Annotated in this window: 12 protein-coding genes; 8 read left to right on the top strand and 4 right to left on the bottom strand. The window is 70.9% G+C overall.

Features of this window, described 5'->3' with window-relative positions; all coding sequences use genetic code 11:
* The first annotated feature begins 28 nt into the window (after positions 1-28).
* From OG858_RS38020 to OG858_RS37995, 6 genes are read left to right on the top strand one after another with little or no spacing between them, the layout of a single operon-like run.
* Entirely contained in the window at positions 29-913 is an 885-nt protein-coding gene (locus OG858_RS38020; RefSeq protein WP_037704672.1) for a carbohydrate ABC transporter permease, read from the top strand.
* Complete coding sequence (locus tag OG858_RS38015) at positions 910-1,779, top strand: carbohydrate ABC transporter permease (RefSeq protein WP_086746861.1); 870 nt, start codon at positions 910-912, stop codon at positions 1,777-1,779. The genes OG858_RS38020 and OG858_RS38015 overlap by 4 nt, the downstream gene beginning before the upstream one ends.
* Positions 1,780-1,804: 25 nt before the next feature.
* Positions 1,805-2,800: an alkaline phosphatase family protein gene (locus tag OG858_RS38010; RefSeq protein WP_327748200.1), complete on the top strand. Its 996-nt coding sequence runs from the start codon at positions 1,805-1,807 to the stop codon at positions 2,798-2,800.
* Positions 2,797-5,754, top strand: a complete 2,958-nt coding sequence (locus tag OG858_RS38005; RefSeq protein WP_328543998.1) for a glycoside hydrolase family 2 TIM barrel-domain containing protein — start codon at positions 2,797-2,799, stop codon at positions 5,752-5,754. Before OG858_RS38010 ends, OG858_RS38005 begins: the two co-directional genes overlap by 4 nt.
* A gap of 27 nt (positions 5,755-5,781) precedes the next feature.
* Positions 5,782-7,614 (top strand): LamG-like jellyroll fold domain-containing protein, encoded by a 1,833-nt coding sequence (locus OG858_RS38000; protein ID WP_327748201.1) that lies wholly within the window; start codon positions 5,782-5,784, stop codon positions 7,612-7,614.
* Positions 7,615-7,634: 20 nt separating this feature from the next.
* Positions 7,635-9,332, top strand: a complete 1,698-nt coding sequence (locus tag OG858_RS37995; protein ID WP_086746865.1) for a PHP domain-containing protein — start codon at positions 7,635-7,637, stop codon at positions 9,330-9,332.
* Between the two features lie 101 nt (positions 9,333-9,433).
* Here OG858_RS37995 and OG858_RS37990 read toward each other — a convergent pair whose 3' ends face one another.
* The 4 genes from OG858_RS37990 to OG858_RS37975 form a co-directional block, all read right to left on the bottom strand.
* Complete coding sequence (locus OG858_RS37990; RefSeq protein ID WP_086746866.1) at positions 9,434-9,889, bottom strand: MaoC family dehydratase; 456 nt, start codon at positions 9,887-9,889, stop codon at positions 9,434-9,436.
* Positions 9,890-9,903: 14 nt separating this feature from the next.
* Entirely contained in the window at positions 9,904-11,412 is a 1,509-nt protein-coding gene (gene menE / locus OG858_RS37985; RefSeq protein ID WP_086746871.1) for an o-succinylbenzoate--CoA ligase, read from the bottom strand.
* A 61-nt stretch (positions 11,413-11,473) separates the two neighbouring features.
* A complete protein-coding gene (locus tag OG858_RS37980) occupies positions 11,474-12,349 on the bottom strand; it encodes an amidohydrolase family protein (RefSeq protein ID WP_086746872.1) in 876 nt (291 codons plus the stop codon).
* Positions 12,350-12,369: 20 nt separating this feature from the next.
* Complete coding sequence (locus OG858_RS37975; protein WP_319064092.1) at positions 12,370-13,287, bottom strand: SDR family NAD(P)-dependent oxidoreductase; 918 nt, start codon at positions 13,285-13,287, stop codon at positions 12,370-12,372.
* Positions 13,288-13,716: 429 nt separating this feature from the next.
* Here OG858_RS37975 and OG858_RS37970 point away from each other — a divergent pair, with 429 nt between their 5' ends.
* Entirely contained in the window at positions 13,717-14,142 is a 426-nt protein-coding gene (locus tag OG858_RS37970; RefSeq protein WP_086746868.1) for a MarR family winged helix-turn-helix transcriptional regulator, read from the top strand.
* A 4-nt stretch (positions 14,143-14,146) separates the two neighbouring features.
* Entirely contained in the window at positions 14,147-15,019 is an 873-nt protein-coding gene (locus tag OG858_RS37965) for an IclR family transcriptional regulator (RefSeq protein ID WP_086746869.1), read from the top strand.
* Positions 15,020-15,122: the final 103 nt, after the last annotated feature.

Raw genomic sequence — 15,122 nt, 5'->3', positions numbered from 1 at the left:
GGGGGTCGCGCGGCCCCAGCGTCGTGGGGTGCTGTCGTTCTGGCGGCAGTACCTGGCGATCTCTCCCTTCTACCTGATCTTCATCGTCTTCTCGTTCGTCCCCGTCTTCTATTCGCTGTATCTGTCCTTCCAGCGCTACGACGGCCTGGGCACCAAGCAGTTCGTGGGCCTGCAGCAGTTCGAGTTCCTCTGGAACGACCCGGTCTTCTGGCTGTCGATCCGCAACACCCTGGTGATCTGGGTCCTGTCCACCGTTCCCACCCTCTTCGGCGCCCTGGTGCTGGCGACGCTGCTGCATTCGGTGCGCCGCTTCAAGGGCTTCTACCGCATCGCCCTCTACGTGCCGAACGTCACGTCGATCGTCGCCGTGGCGATCTTCTTCGGCGCGGTGTTCAGCAACGACTTCGGGCTGGTCAACGCGATCCTGGGCACGGTCGGCATCTCGCCCGTCCCGTGGCTGAGCGATCCGTGGCTGATCAAGGTGGTCATCGCGCTGCTGATGACCTGGATGTGGACCGGCTACAACATGATCATCTACCTGGCCGGCCTCCAGGCCATCCCGCAGTCGGTCTACGAGGCGGCCAGGATGGACGGCGCCGGGCCGATCCGTACGTTCTTCCAGATCACCATCCCGATCATGCGGCCGATCATCCTGTTCACCGTCGTCATCTCGACCATCAACGGTCTGCAGAGCTTCAGCGAACCCCAGGTGCTCTTCGCCAGCAACGCCGCCAACCAGAACCTCGGCGGCCCGGGCCAGGCGGGCCTGACCACGCTGCTGTACTTCTACCAGTCGGCCTTCCTCGACAACGACTACGGCTACGGCGCGGCCATCGTGTGGGCCTTCTTCGTGCTGATCATCGTGCTCGTCGTCGTCAACTGGCGCATCGTGCAACGAGGGAGGAAGTCATGACGACAGCCGCCACGCCACGGCCGGCCACGGGCACGAAGCGCTCGCGCCGCCCCAAGGGTCTGACCGCGCACGTCCTCCTCGTCCTGGCCGTCCTGATCTCGGTCTTCCCGTTCGTGTGGACGATCGTGATGGCGACCAACACCACCCGCGACATCTACAAGAGCCCACCGAAACTGACCTTCGGCTCCCATCTGCTGGAGAACATCCGGCATGTGCTCGACACGATCGACTTCTTCGGGTCGATGCTCAACACGGTCGTCGTCGCGTGCGTCACCACGGTCCTGGTGCTGTTCGTCGACTCCCTGGCGGCCTTCGCCTTCGCCAAGTTCGAGTTCCCCGGACGCAAGGTGCTCTTCGGCACGCTGCTGGTGTTCATGATGCTGCCGCTACAGCTGGCCGTCCTGCCGCAGTTCATCCTGATGTCCGAGGTCGGCTGGGTCGGCATGCTCAAGGCACTGGTCTGGCCCGCGCTCTCCAACGCCTTCGGCATCTTCTGGCTGCGCCAGTACATCGAGAACGGGGTGCCCGACGAACTGCTGGACGCGGCGCGCATCGACGGCGCCGGGTTCTTCCGCCAGTACTGGAACGTCGCGCTGCCGATGATCAAGCCGGCGTTGTCCTTCCTGGCCATCTACGCCTTCGTCGGTGCCTGGAACGACTACGTCTGGCCCCTCATCGTGCTCACCAACCCCGAACACGTCACGCTCCAGGTGGAGCTGGCACAGCTCAACCTCGGCCACAACACCGACTACAGCATGGTCATGGCCGGTGTGCTCATGGCGTCCATCCCGCTCGTCGTGGTCTTCGCGATCTTCGCGCGCGGGTTCATCGCGGGCGCCACCGAGGGCGCGGTACAGGGCAGCTGAACCGCTCCCCGGAGAGAGGTGCGCGATGGTGGATGTCGTCGCCGGCGAAGGACGGCCGGGGCGCGGCAAGGTGCTCGTGGTGGGGATGGACGGGGTGCGCTTCGACCGGCTGCCCCTCCCCCGGTCTCCGCGCGGGGGGACCCCCGACTCGCTTCGCCCGCCGTCCACGGCACCCGTGCTGCACGGCCTGATGGCCGCGGGCGCCCACGGCAGCAGCCTGCTGCCCTACGGCGAGGTGGACGGTCAGGCCGAGGGCGGGCCGTCCACCAGCATGGCCTACACCGACTCCGGCCCCGGCTGGTCGAGCGTGCTGACCGGGGTGTGGCCCGACCGGCACGGGGTGACCGGCAACGACTTCACCGGCGCCGACTACTCCCGCCACCCCGACTTCCTCAGCCGCGCCGTCACCGCACGGCCCGGCCTGCGCACGGTAGCCGCGGTGTCCTGGCCGGAACTGGTGGACCGCGGCACCCTGGGCCCCGCCATCGGCGAGCGCGCGCGGTACGACGGCGAGTCCGACGGCTACGAGAGCGCGGACCGGCTCGTCGCCGACACCGCCGTGCGCCGCCTCGCCGAGGACGACCCGGACGTCGTGTTCGTGTATTTCGGCGCCACCGACGAGGCCGGACACGCCACGGGCCCCCTCAGCCCCGCCTACGACAGGGCCCTCCTCGCCCAGGACGCCCACCTCGGGCGGCTGCTGGACGCCGTCGAGTCCCGGCGCTCCGATCCCGTCCGGGCGGACGAGCACTGGACGGTCCTGGTCACCACCGACCACGGGCATCTCGACACCGGCGGCCACGGCGGCGACACGCGCGCCGAGCGCGAGGTCTTCGTCGTCCTCGCCGAGCCGGGAACGCCCGGCGGCACCCGGCTGGACACACCCCGCCTCGTCGACATCGCCCCCACCGTCCTGGACCGCCTCGGCATCCCCGTCGACCCCGCCTGGGGCCTGCCGGGCCGCATCCTGCCCCGGCCGGCCGCCTCCCCCCTTCCACCAGCGACTTCGGAACGGTCATGACCGACGCACTCTTCGCCCTGCGCCCCTGGAAAGCACCTGAGCTGACCTCCTGGGGGCGGCTGCCCATGAACGCCGTCGACCGGCGCGAGGGGGCGCTGTCGCTCGACGGCCGTTGGCGGTTCCAGCTACTGCCGTCGCCCGAGGGGAAACCCGGCCCCGGCTGGTCCTGGGCCGAACTCCCCGGTTCCTGGGCGCTCCAGGTGGCGGCGGACCCCCCGCAGTACACCAACGTCCGTATGCCGTGGACCGAGTTCCCGCCGGACTCGCCGCCCGAGAACCCGACCGGTGTGTACGAGCGGGAGGTCGACATACCCGCCGACTGGGCCGACCGCCGGATCGTCCTGCACGTCGGCGCCGCCGAGAGCGTGCTGCTCGTCCATGTGGACGGGCGGCCGGCCGGTCTCTCCAAGGACTCTCATCTGGCCGCCGAGTTCGACCTGTCGGGTCTGGTCCGGCCCGGGGAGAGGGCCACCGTGCGGCTCACGGTGGTGAAGTGGTCCGACGCCTCGCACATCGAGGACCAGGACCAGTGGTGGCTCGGCGGGATCACCCGCCCGGTGCTGCTGTACGCCACCGATCCGCTGTATCTCGCGGACGTGAGCGTGCGGGCGCGCCGCGACGGGGAGCTGCGGGTGGACTGCCGGGTGCGCTCGGCGGCGGGGACGGAAACGGGCGCGCTGCCCGCCGGGTGGTACGTCAGCGGGGAACTGGACGGCCTGGAGCTGGCCCAGGACACCGAGTTCGACCGGCTCAACACCGAGGACGACCGGGTCTCCGACTTCCTCGGCGAGGCCCGGATGGGCACGGTCGTCCAGGGCGTACGGACCTGGAACGCCGAGACCCCCGAGCTGTACGACCTCACCGTCCGCCTGCACCGCGCCGACGGCACGGTCGCCGACACCTCGCACCACCGGGTCGGCTTCCGCGACGTCGAGATCCACGGCCGGGACCTGCTGGTCAACGGGGAGCGCGTCTACATCCGGGGCGTCAACCGGCACGACTTCCATCCCCTGACGGGGCGGACGGTGTCGTACGAGGACATGCGCGCGGACCTGCTGACGCTGAAGCGGTTCGGCTTCAACGCGATCCGCACCTCCCACTACCCGGGCGACCCGGCCCTGTACGACCTCACGGACGAGCTGGGCTTCTACGTCGTCGACGAGGCGGACATCGAGTCCCACGACCACGCCCACGAGATCGCCGACGACCCTCGCTATCTGGGCGCCTTCGTGGACCGCGTCTCCCGGATGGTCCTGCGGGACAGGAACCATCCGTCGGTGATCGTCTGGTCGCTGGGCAACGAGTCCGACTACGGAGCCAACCACGACGCGGCGGCGGGCTGGCTGCGGCGGCACGATCCGACGCGGCCGGTGCAGTACGAGGGGGCCGCGAAGCTGGACTGGGCGGCCACGGACGACGCCTCCGACATCGCCTGCCCGATGTACGCGCCCATCGACGACTGTGTGGCGCACGCGCTGTCGGGCGAGCAGACCAGGCCGCTGATCCAGTGCGAGTACTCGCACGCCATGGGCAACAGCAACGGCACCCTGGCCGACACATGGGCCGCCATCGAGGCAACCCCAGGTCTTCAGGGCGGGTTCATCTGGGAGTTCTGGGACCACGGCATCCTCCAGCGTGTGAACGACGGACGACCGGCCGGGCGTGGGGGCACCGGGCTGTACGAGAACGGAGTCGCGGGCCCCGGCCTGCGCTGGGCCTACGGCGGCGACTTCGGCGAGAGCGTCCACGACGGGGCCTTCATCGCCGACGGGGTCGTCTTCCCCGACCGCACGCCCAAGCCGGTGATGTTCGAGCACCGGGAGATCGCCGCCCCGGTGCGGCTGTCCGTGGAGGGCGAGGGGACCTGGCGGGTGCTGCGGGTGCACAACCGGCAGCACTTCCGCGATCTGTCGTGGCTGGCCGCCGAGTGGGAGTTCGCGGCGGCCGACGGCGGCACCTGGACGCTGCCGGCCCGGCTGCCCGACGTACCGCCCGGTGGCTCGGCCGTCATCGACCGGCCCGAGCCGGCGGGCGGGGGCGGCGAGATCTGGCTGACGCTGCGGGTGACGACGGCCGCCGACGAGCCCTGGGCACCGCGCGGCACCGAGGTGTGCCTCCCGCAGGTCCAGTGGTACGAGCCGGAGGAGGGCGAGCCGGTGGTGGGCGCCGACGAGGACCTCGGGCACATCCCGCCGCCGGAGACGGACGAGGCCGGGCTGCTGCTGCACCCGCTGCTCGCCTCCCCGCCGGGCTTGAGCCTGTGGCGGGCCCCGACCGACAACGACGTCCTCGGCGGCATGGCCGAGCGCTGGCGTGAACTGGGCCTGGACCGCGCGGAGCGCGCGTTGGTCGCCGTGGAGCGCAAGGGGTCGACCGTGCGGGTCCGCTCCCGTTGGGCGACGGGGGCCGGGGCCGTGGAGCACGAGCAGGCGTTCACGGCGCTGGTGGACGGCCGGATCCTCGTCGAGGAGACGGCCGTGCTGCCGGAGGAGCTGACGGACGTGGCCCGCGTCGGCACGGTGTTCGAGACGGCGGACGGCTTCGACCGTCTGGCCTGGTACGGGCAGGGCCCCTGGGAGAGCTACCCGGACCGTGCGGCCGGAGCGCCCGTCGGACACCACTCGGCCACCGTGGACGAGCTGTTCACCCCCTATCTACGGCCGCAGGAGAGCGGGGGCCGGCACGGTGTACGGCACTTCACGCTCACCGGCGACGACCACGTCCTGTCGGTGCGGCTGGACGGACCCCGGCAGGTCTCGGTGACCCGCCACCGCGCGGCGGACCTGACGGCCGCCGCGCACCACGACGAACTGACACCCCGGCCGGGCTGCGTGGTCCACATCGACGCCGCTCACCGGGGGCTGGGCACCGCCTCGTGCGGGCCCGACACCTCGCCCTCCTATCTCGTCCCGTCGGGCGTCCACCGCTGGTCGTGGACGCTGCGGGCGCTCTGACCCACCAACCCTTTCTACGGAGTCACTGTGTGCACCTCGCACGAACCGGGGCAGGAGTCTGCCCAGGCCCATTCGGGCAGACGCAACTTCCTCCGTGCCACGGCCCTGCTGGGCGCGGCGGCGACGGTCGCGCTGCCCGCCACGGCGGCACAGGCGGCGCCGCGGCGCCGAAAGCCCGACCCCACGAGCCGCCGCTTCACACTCGCCGTCATGCCCGACACCCAGTACCTCTTCGACGGACCGAGCATCGACAAGAAGCCCGTCGAGGCGTCCCTGCGTTACCTCCTGGAGCACGGTGAGGACGAGAACCTCGTGTTCCTGTCCCACCTCGGAGACCTCACCCAGAACGGCAGCGCACAGGAGACCGCGGCGATCGGCGAGGCGTTCCGGCTGCTCGACCGCAAGGGCGTCGGCTACAGCGTCCTCGCGGGCAACCACGACGTGCGCTCCTCCACCGACGACCAGCGGGGTTCCACCCCGTACCTGGACGTCTTCGGGCCCGCCCGTTTCAAGGGCCGTCCGACCTTCGGGGGTGCCTCCCCGGACGGCTACAACTCCTTCCACCTCTTCGAGGCGGGCGGCCGGCAGTGGATGGTGCTGGCCCTGGACTGGCGGCTGTCCGCGAAGGGCTTCGCGTGGGCGCAGGACGTCCTGGCCCGGCACCCGAGAACGCCGGTCGTCCTCACCACGCACGAACTGGTCGACGGGGACGACTCCCTTTCCTCGTACGGGCAGACGCTGTGGGACCGGCTGATCAAGGACCACGATCAGATCTTCCTCACCCTCAACGGGCACTACTGGCCGGCGGCGCGCGCGACGCGGAAGAACAGTGCTGACAACGATGTCCATCTGCACCTCACGAACTACCAGAACCGGTACTTCGGCGGCGCGGCGATGATCCGCCTCTACCGCTTCGACCTCGACCGGAACACCATCGACGTGGAGACGATCTCCCCGTGGATCCTGGGCCGGGCCGCAAAGGGGCTCAACGAACTGGAGCGGCAGGAGAGCGAACTCTCCGGCGACTCCGACCGGTTCACGGTCGAGGTCGACTTCGACGAGCGGTTCGCCGGCTTCGCGCCGGTGCCCGCGCGGGCGTCGAGGCCGGTCGCCGAGCTTCTGGTGCCCGGCACGGTCGCGTACTGGCGCTTCGACGGACAGGAGGACGGAGCGGCCGTCAGGGGCACGATCCGCGACCGCTCGGGCCACGGCAACGACCTCGGCCTGGTCGCCGTCGGCGGCGGCACGCTCACCTGGTCCGCCGACCACCACCCGGACCAGCCCGGCCACGGCAGCCTGGAGTTCCACGGCGGCAAGCCCCCGCTGAAGGGCGCGTACCTGCGGACGGTCGACGGGGCGCCGCTCAACTCGAAGACGTTCAAGGGCGGCTACACCATCGAGGCGTTCTACCGGCTGCCCGCCGACTGGAACCCGTCGAACCACGCCTGGGCCGGCCTCCTCGGCCGGACCGGCACGGGCGGCGCGGCGGGCAGGACCGCCGACGACCCGGACGAGCCGCTGGCCACGCTGTCGCTGTCGAACGACAGGGAGCCGCAGTGGGCGGTGCGCCCGCTCAACCAGCAGGGCATCGCGACCAACTGGGGCCAGGAGACCCCGCTGGAGACGTGGTGGCACCTCGCGATCGTCAACGACGGCAAGCACACCACGCTCTACGTCCAGGGCTGCCCGGTCGTGCGCAACCCGAAGGCCACCGTCGTCGGACTGGCCTCCGTCGGCCTGCCCTGGATCCTCGGCGGCTACGAGTACGCCGGGAAGATCGACCAGATCCTGCACGGGCGGCTCGGTGACGTCCGGATCGTCGAACGGGCGCTGCCCGTCGAGTCGTTCATGAACCACTGAGACGCGAAGGGACCCCGATCATGTCCGACCCGTCCGGCCTGTCCGGCACGCACGAGCAGCAACTGCCCGCCTGGGCCGATCCGTCCGTCTCCCCCGCCGACCTCGACGCGCAGGGCGTGTCACGCCGCGGCCTGCTGCGCGGCGCGGGCCTGTTCGGCGCCGCCTTCGCGATGGGCGCCACGGGGGCCCTCACGGCACCCGCCTCCGCGCATTCCCGCCCCTACGGCGGCGAGGACCCGCGCCTGGCCTACCTGGTCGGCGACCACCACATCCACACCGTCTACAGCCACGACGCCAAGTACACGTTCTCCCAACTGGCCGCGGCGGGCGCGAAGTACGGCCTCGACTGGATGGTGTTCACCGAGCACTCCAACTTCGGGCACGCCGACTTCGGGGCCGCGCTGGAGCACAAGGAGATCCTGAAGGCGCGGGCCGAGAACCCGCGGCAGCTGATCTTCCAGGGCCTGGAGTGGTACATCCCGGCCGCGGAGCACTGCACGGTCTTCACGACCCCCGGCCGGCACGAGGTGGACCTGCTCACCCGCTTCGAGCGCGACTACGACGGCAAACTGCTGGGCTACACGGACGGTTCCGTGGGCGGCGCGGACACCGCCCGCAACGAGGCGCATGCCGTCAGGGCGGTCAAGTGGCTGGCCGAGCAGCGCCGTAAGGGATACGTGGACGACGTGCTGGTGTTGGCCAACCACCCCCTGCGCCTCGGCATCGACTCCCCGCACGAGATGCGCGCCTGGCGGGACGCGGCCCCCGAGATCATGATCGGCATGGAGGGCGCGCCCGGCGCCCAGGGCGCGGCGATCCCCGGCTGGCGGGGGGCCACCTCGATACGCGGCGAGTACGAGAACAAGCCGTCGGCCCAGTCCTGGCCCGGCTACCCGGCGGAGGCCTACCTCACGTACGGCGGTTTCGACTGGTCGACATCGACCGTGGGCGGTCTCTGGGACTCCATGCTGGCCGAGGGCAGGCTGTTCTCGATCACCACCAACTCGGACGCCCACCGGATCGTCTTCGACACCTGGAAGAACGGCGACTGGCCGGCCGGGCAGAACTTCGACAACACCGGCAAGCTGCCCGACCCGGTGAACACCGACACCCCGCAGCCCGGCAGCGACTTCTGGCCCGGCCAGTTCAGCCGCACCCACGTGGGCGTGACCCGTTACGGCTACCGCGCGGTGATGGCGGGCCTGCGGGCGGGCCGCGTCTGGGTCGACCACGGCCATCTGCTGGACGGCCTCGACGTCCGCGTGCGGCGCGACCGCGACCACGGGCGGGGCGTCACCCTGGGTGGCCGGCTGCGTGTCCGCAAGGGCGAGAGGCTCACGCTGAGCGTGACGGTGACGACCGCGTCGCGCGCCAACCCCCGGGGAATCCTGCCGGAGTTGGCCCATGTCGATGTCATCCGGGGCGCGGTGCGCGGCCCGGTGACGGACCGGGACGCCTGGCAGGCCCCCGCCACCAAGGTCGTCCACACCAAGGACGTGAGCGGCCGCAAGGGCACGTACACCCTGCGCATCCCGGTCACGGCCGGGGACGAGTCCTTCTATCTCCGGCTGCGGGGCAGCGACGGCAAGCGCAACGGGGCGGGCTACCTGGGCGCCGCGACCGACCCCCACGGCCCGATCCCGCACTCGCCCGGCGACGGGGACCCGTGGGAGGACACGTGGTTCTACTCGAACCCGGTGTTCGTGGACGTGAGTTGAGCACCAGGGCCTTCTCCGGGAAGTGGGGAACCGCGCGACCGGCCACGTCGGCCCGGCGGTTCCCCTCGCCCCGCGCCCCTGTGGCGCTCCCGGCGGAGCGCTCAGGCGTAGAACCGGGAAAGGCTCTGCAGGACGGCCGCCGGCTTGGGCGCGCCCTCGATCTCGATCGTGCCGTCGACCGTGATCTGCACGCCTCCCGGCACGTCCTCCACCGACGCCAGCCTGCCCACCAGGCGGATCTTCGACCCGACCTTCACCGGCGACGGGAAACGCACCTTGTTCAGGCCGTAGTTGACCTTCGTCGAGACACCCTCGACATCCAGCAGCTCGGTGAACAGCGGGATGAACAGCGACAGGGTCAGGTAGCCGTGGGCGATCGGCGCACCGAAGGGGCCCTCGGCCGCCTTCACGGGGTCGACGTGGATCCACTGGTGGTCCCCGGTCGCGTCGGCGAACGTGTCGATGCGCTCCTGGGTGACCTCGATCCACTCACTGGTGCCGAGGTCGCTGCCGGCGAGCTTCTTGAGTTCGTCGATGCCGTTCACGGTGATGCTCATATGACGTTCCTTAGCTAAGAGTTCGTGCCGTAGCGCTTGCGCACCCGGGCCTTGAGGAGCTTTCCGGAGGCGGTGCGCGGAAGCTCGTCCGCGATCACCACCGACTTCGGGATCTTGTACTTGGCGAGCCGCCCGGCCAGCGAGGCGAGCACCTCGTCGGCGTCCAGGGCGCTGCCCTCCCGCGGCACGACGACCGCGCGCGGCACCTCGCCCCACTTGTCGTCGGGGATGCCGATGACCGCGCACTCGACGACGTCCGGGTGGGCGAGGAGCTGGTCCTCGATCTCGGCGGGGTAGATGTTCTCTCCCCCGGAGATGATCATGTCCTTGATGCGGTCGACGATGAAGACATAGCCGTCCTCGTCGACCCGGGCGGCGTCCCCGCTGCGGAACCAGCCGTCGGCGAAGACCGCGGCCGTCTCCTCGGGCAGCCCCCAGTAGCCGGGCATGACGTGCGGTCCGCGGACCACGACCTCGCCGGGTTCGTCGACGTCGACCGGGGTCATGTCCGGCCGTACGACCCGCACATCGCTGAAGAAGTGCGGCACACCCGCCGAACCGGCCTTGCTCACGGCGTGCTCCGCGTCGAGGAAGAGCGTGCCGGGGGCCGCCTCCGTCATGCCGTAGCCCTGGAGGAAGGTGAGCCCGCGCTCCTGGAACTTCGCGATGAGCGGGGTCGGCACCGGTGAGCCGCCGCAGGACAGCATCCGCAGCGACGACAGGTCGGCGTCGGCCCAGCGGGGATGCCGGGCGACCTGGTCGAACATGGTCGGCACACCGAACATGAAGGTGATCCGGTGCCGTTCGATCAGGTCGAAGGTGGCCTCCGGGGCGAAGGCCTCGACCAGGACGCAGGTGCCGCCCTTGAGCAGCACGGGCAGGGTGAGCATGTTCAGCCCTGCCGTGTGGAACAACGGGGCGGAGACCAGGGCGCGTTCGTCGGTGATGACGTCCTGGTCGACGAGCACGTTGACGGCGTTCCAGATGATGTTGCCGTGCGTGAGCATCGCGCCCTTGGGGCGGCCCGTCGTCCCCGAGGTGTACATGATGATGCAGGTGTCGTCGGCGGTGACGGGCTGGTCGATCGGCTCGGCCTCGGCCCCGGCGAGCAGTGCCTCGTACTCCGCGCCGGTCTCCACGAACGTGCGGACGCCGGTGCCGTCGCCCGGCAGTCCGGCGACGAGCCCGGTGAAAGCCGGCCCGTACACCAGCGCCTTGGCCCCGGAGTCCGCCAGCTGGTAGGCGATCTCGGGGCCCGCGAGGCGGGTGTTGAGCGGGACGAAGACCGCGCCGAGGGTACCGGCGGCGAACAGCGTCTCCAGATACGAGGGGTGGTTGGGCCCCAGGTAGGCGATGCGGTCGCCGCGGCGTACGCCGGAGGCGCGAAGTGCGTGGGCCAGGCGCGTGGTGCGCTCGTACAGCTCCCCGTAGGTGATGCTCGTGTCGCCGTGGATCAGCGCGGTGCGCTGCGGGGTCTTGCGGGCACGGCGGGCGGGCCACGACCCCAGTCCCTCATTGCGCATGTCTGTGCCCCTGTCCGTCATTGCACATGGGGTGGTCCCTCACGGTTTCCTCATGGCGTCGTCATGGCTTCGTCAGTCCGAGCAGCCGGGCGGCGTTCTCCTTCAGGATCTTCGGCTTGACCTCGTCCTTGATCGGCAGCTTCTCGAAGTCGGAGAGCCAGCGGTCGGGGGTGAGGACGGGGTAGTCGGAGCCGAAGAGCACCTTGTCCTTGAGCAGGGTGTTCGCGTACTGCACCAGCTGCGGCGGGAAGTACTTCGGCGACCAGCCGGACAGGTCGATGTGCACGCCCGGCTTGTGCGTGGCCACCGCGAGCGCCTCGTCCTGCCAGGGGAAGGACGGGTGCGCCAGGATGATCTTGAGGTGCGGGAAGTCGGCGGCCACGTCGTCCACGTGCATCGGGTTGGAGTACTTCAGCCGGATGCCACCGCCGCCTGGGACGCCCGCGCCGATGCCCGTCTGGCCGGTGTGGAAGAGGGCGATCGTGCCCGTCTCCTCGATCACCTCGTACAGGGCGTACGCCACCGCGCGGTCGTTGGGGAAGAAGCCCTGGACGCTGGGGTGGAACTTGAAACCCTTCACCCCGTACTCCTCGACCAGGCGGCGGGCCTGCTTCACGCCCGCCTTGCCGCGGAAGGGGTCGATGGAGGCGAAGGGGATCAGCACGTCCGCGTTGGCGGCGGCCGCCTCGGCGACCTCCTCGTTCGGGACGGGCTCGGTGCCGGTCGCGGACTCGGCGTCCACCGTGAAGATCACGGCGGCCATTCTCCGCTCGCGGTAGTAGGCGGCCGTCTCCTCCAGGGTGGGCTTCCGCTTGCCCTCGACCTTGAAGTACGCCGAGGAGGCGTCGTGCAGGTCGTCGGCCAGGGAGGCGTTGCCCTTGGAGGACACCTCCGCGTGGGTGTGGACGTCGATCGCGACCAGCTCGTCCACGTTCATGGCGGGGTTGGCGGGACTCATCACGCCTCCGGGATCTTCGGGGCGGGGACGCCCACGGTCTGCGGCTCGGCACCCAGCGAGGTCGGCCAGACGTCGGCGAGGGCCTCGGGGGTCCAGCCGCCGTTCGCGTACGCCGTCCTGATCTCCTGCGGGTGCGACCAGAGTGCCACCTTGTCGCCGCCGATGCCGATGGCCTGGCCGGTGACACCGCGCGCCGCCTCCGAGGCGAGGAACGGGACCAGGGCCGCGCAGTCCTCGGGGGTGCCGAAGCCCTCGCCCTTGCGCAGGAACTCCGGGAACGGCTTGCCCTCGCGCAGCGCCTCGACGTACGGGGCGAAGACCGGGATGGTCTCGGTCATCGCGGTGGCGGCGACCGGGACGATCGCGTTGACGGTGATGCCGGCGCGGCCCAGTTCCATCGACCAGGTGCGGGCGAAGGCGGCGATACCGGCCTTGGCGGCGGCGTAGTTCGTCTGGCCGAAGTTGCCGCGCTGGCCGGCCGGGGAGCCGACGAGGATCAGGGAGCCGCCCTCGCCCTGCTCGCGCATCCGGATCGCGGCGGCGCGGGCGCAGGTGAAGGTGCCCTTGAGGTGGGTGTTGATCACCGCGTCGAAGTCGTCGTCGGACATCTTCCACAGCACCTTGTCGCGCAGGATGCCCGCGTTGGTGACGAGGATGTCGAGCCGCCCGAACTCCTCCACCGCGCGGCCCACCAGCCGGTCGGCCGCCTCGGTCGTACCGACTGCGACGACCTCGGCGACGGCCTTGCCGCCCGCCTCGGTGATGGACTTCACGGCCGCTTCGGCCACGGCCTCGTCGATGTCGTTCACGACGACGGAGGCGCCGACGGCGGCGAGGGCCTGTGCGTAGGCCAGACCGAGGCCACGGCCACTGCCCGTGACGACGGCGACCTTGCCGGTGAGATCGATGCTGGGCACGAGGGGATCCCTTCGGATGGGGTGCGACGGCCGACGCTGTCGAGCGCCTGCCGACTGCGGCTACGAGATCGAAGCTAAGAGCAATAGTTGTTGACGTCAATAGTTGTTGTTCCCCGGGCGTTGCGTCATGCTGGGGCGGTACACAAGCGCCGACCCTTGCTCGGGACCCAGGGCCTGCCTCTCGGATCAGGCCGGCTGCGGGCCGGGGTGCCGGACGAACACCGGTGAGCGGGGCTGGGCGCGTACGGCCGCGAGGGCGGAGGAGGGCGTCGACGCGAAGCGTCGGCCACCGACGACAACGCCGCGGACGCGCGCACCCAACCCCGCGACCAGGCCTGATCCGAAAGACAGGCCCCAAAGACCAGGGAGCCCGCCATCGCCCGCCAGCAGACTCAGGACGCCGCCTCGATCGACGCGCACGAGCCGTGGATGCGCGGGCTGCACGCGGACACGGGCTATCTGCTGTACCGCCTGGGGCTGCGGTCAGGGCAGCTGTTCAACTCGTCCCTCCAGGAGTCGGGGCTGCGGCTGCGGCACTACGCGCTGCTGCGCTTCCTGGCCACGTCCCCCGGCGTTCTCCAGCGCGAGCTGAGCGCGTCGCTCGGCTACGACCCGAGCGCGATCGTCGGGCTGGTGGACGACCTGGAGAAGCTGGGCTTCGCCGAGCGGCGCCCCTCCCCCGACGACCGCCGCAGCCGGATCATCGTCCTGACCGATGACGGCCGGTCCTTCCTCCGCGACACCGACGAGGCCGGACAGCGCGTCACGAACGAACTGCTGGAACCCCTCGACGCCGCCGAGCGTGAGACCCTCCACGTGCTGCTGCAGAAGGTCGCCGAAGCCGGACTGGGGTGACGCCATGACGATGACCACCGACGCTCTCCCCTCGCCGGGACCCGTGCCCCAGCAGGCCGCGTCGCCGAGGACCGCGCCCCCGGGGGCCGTCCGCTCCGCCCCCGACCGGCTCCTCGCCGTGCTGGCCGCCTTCGACCACGACCACCCGGCGCTCTCCCTCACCGACATCAGCCGCCGGGCCGGGCTGACCCTCACCACGGCCCACCGGCTGGTGGGCGCGCTCACCGAGTGGGGCGCCCTGGAGCGGGACGCGGACGGGATCTACCACGTCGGGCTCCGGCTCTGGGAGCTCGCGGCGCTCGCCCCGCGCGGGCTCGCGCTACGGCAGATCGCGCTGCCGTACCTGGAGGACCTGTACGAGGCCACGCACGAGAACGTGCAGCTCGCGGTGCGCGACGGTGACGAGGTCGTCTACATCGAGTGGCTCTCCGGGCGCTCCGCCGTCGGCGTCCACATCCGGGTCGGCGGACGCTGGCCCCTGCACGCCACGGGGGTGGGCCTGGCCCTCCTCGCGCACGGCGACGCCTCGTCCCAGGAGACCTACTGCCAGGGGTCGTTGGCCTCCTTCACGCCGTACACCATCGCCGACGCGACCCGGTTGCGGCGTGTGCTCGCCGAAGTCCGGCGCACTGGCGTGGCGGTGAGCGGTCGTCAGGTCACCGAGGACGCCCTGTCGGTGGCCGCGCCGGTACGCGGTCCTGGCGGGGCCGTGGTGGCCGCCGTGTCCGTCGTCGTGCCCCACGTCGGCGCCCAGGTACCGGTGTTGACGCCCGCCGTCCGGGTGGCGGCACGCGGGATCTCCCGCGCTCTGGGCTGGCAGCCGGACGAACCCCGCCGGGGGTCACTGATTCCGGGCCGGGGCACTTCTCCCGCCTGAGGGAGGCGCGCGGCGCCGTTTCCTGAGCGAGGCGCGCGGCCGTTTCCTGAGCGAGGCGCGCGGCCGTTTCCTGAGCGAGGCGCGCGGCCGTTTCCTGAGCGAG

It is taken from the genome of Streptomyces europaeiscabiei, assembly GCF_036346855.1.
Classification (GTDB): domain Bacteria; phylum Actinomycetota; class Actinomycetes; order Streptomycetales; family Streptomycetaceae; genus Streptomyces; species Streptomyces europaeiscabiei.
This window is presented reverse-complemented; position numbering and strand designations above follow the sequence as displayed.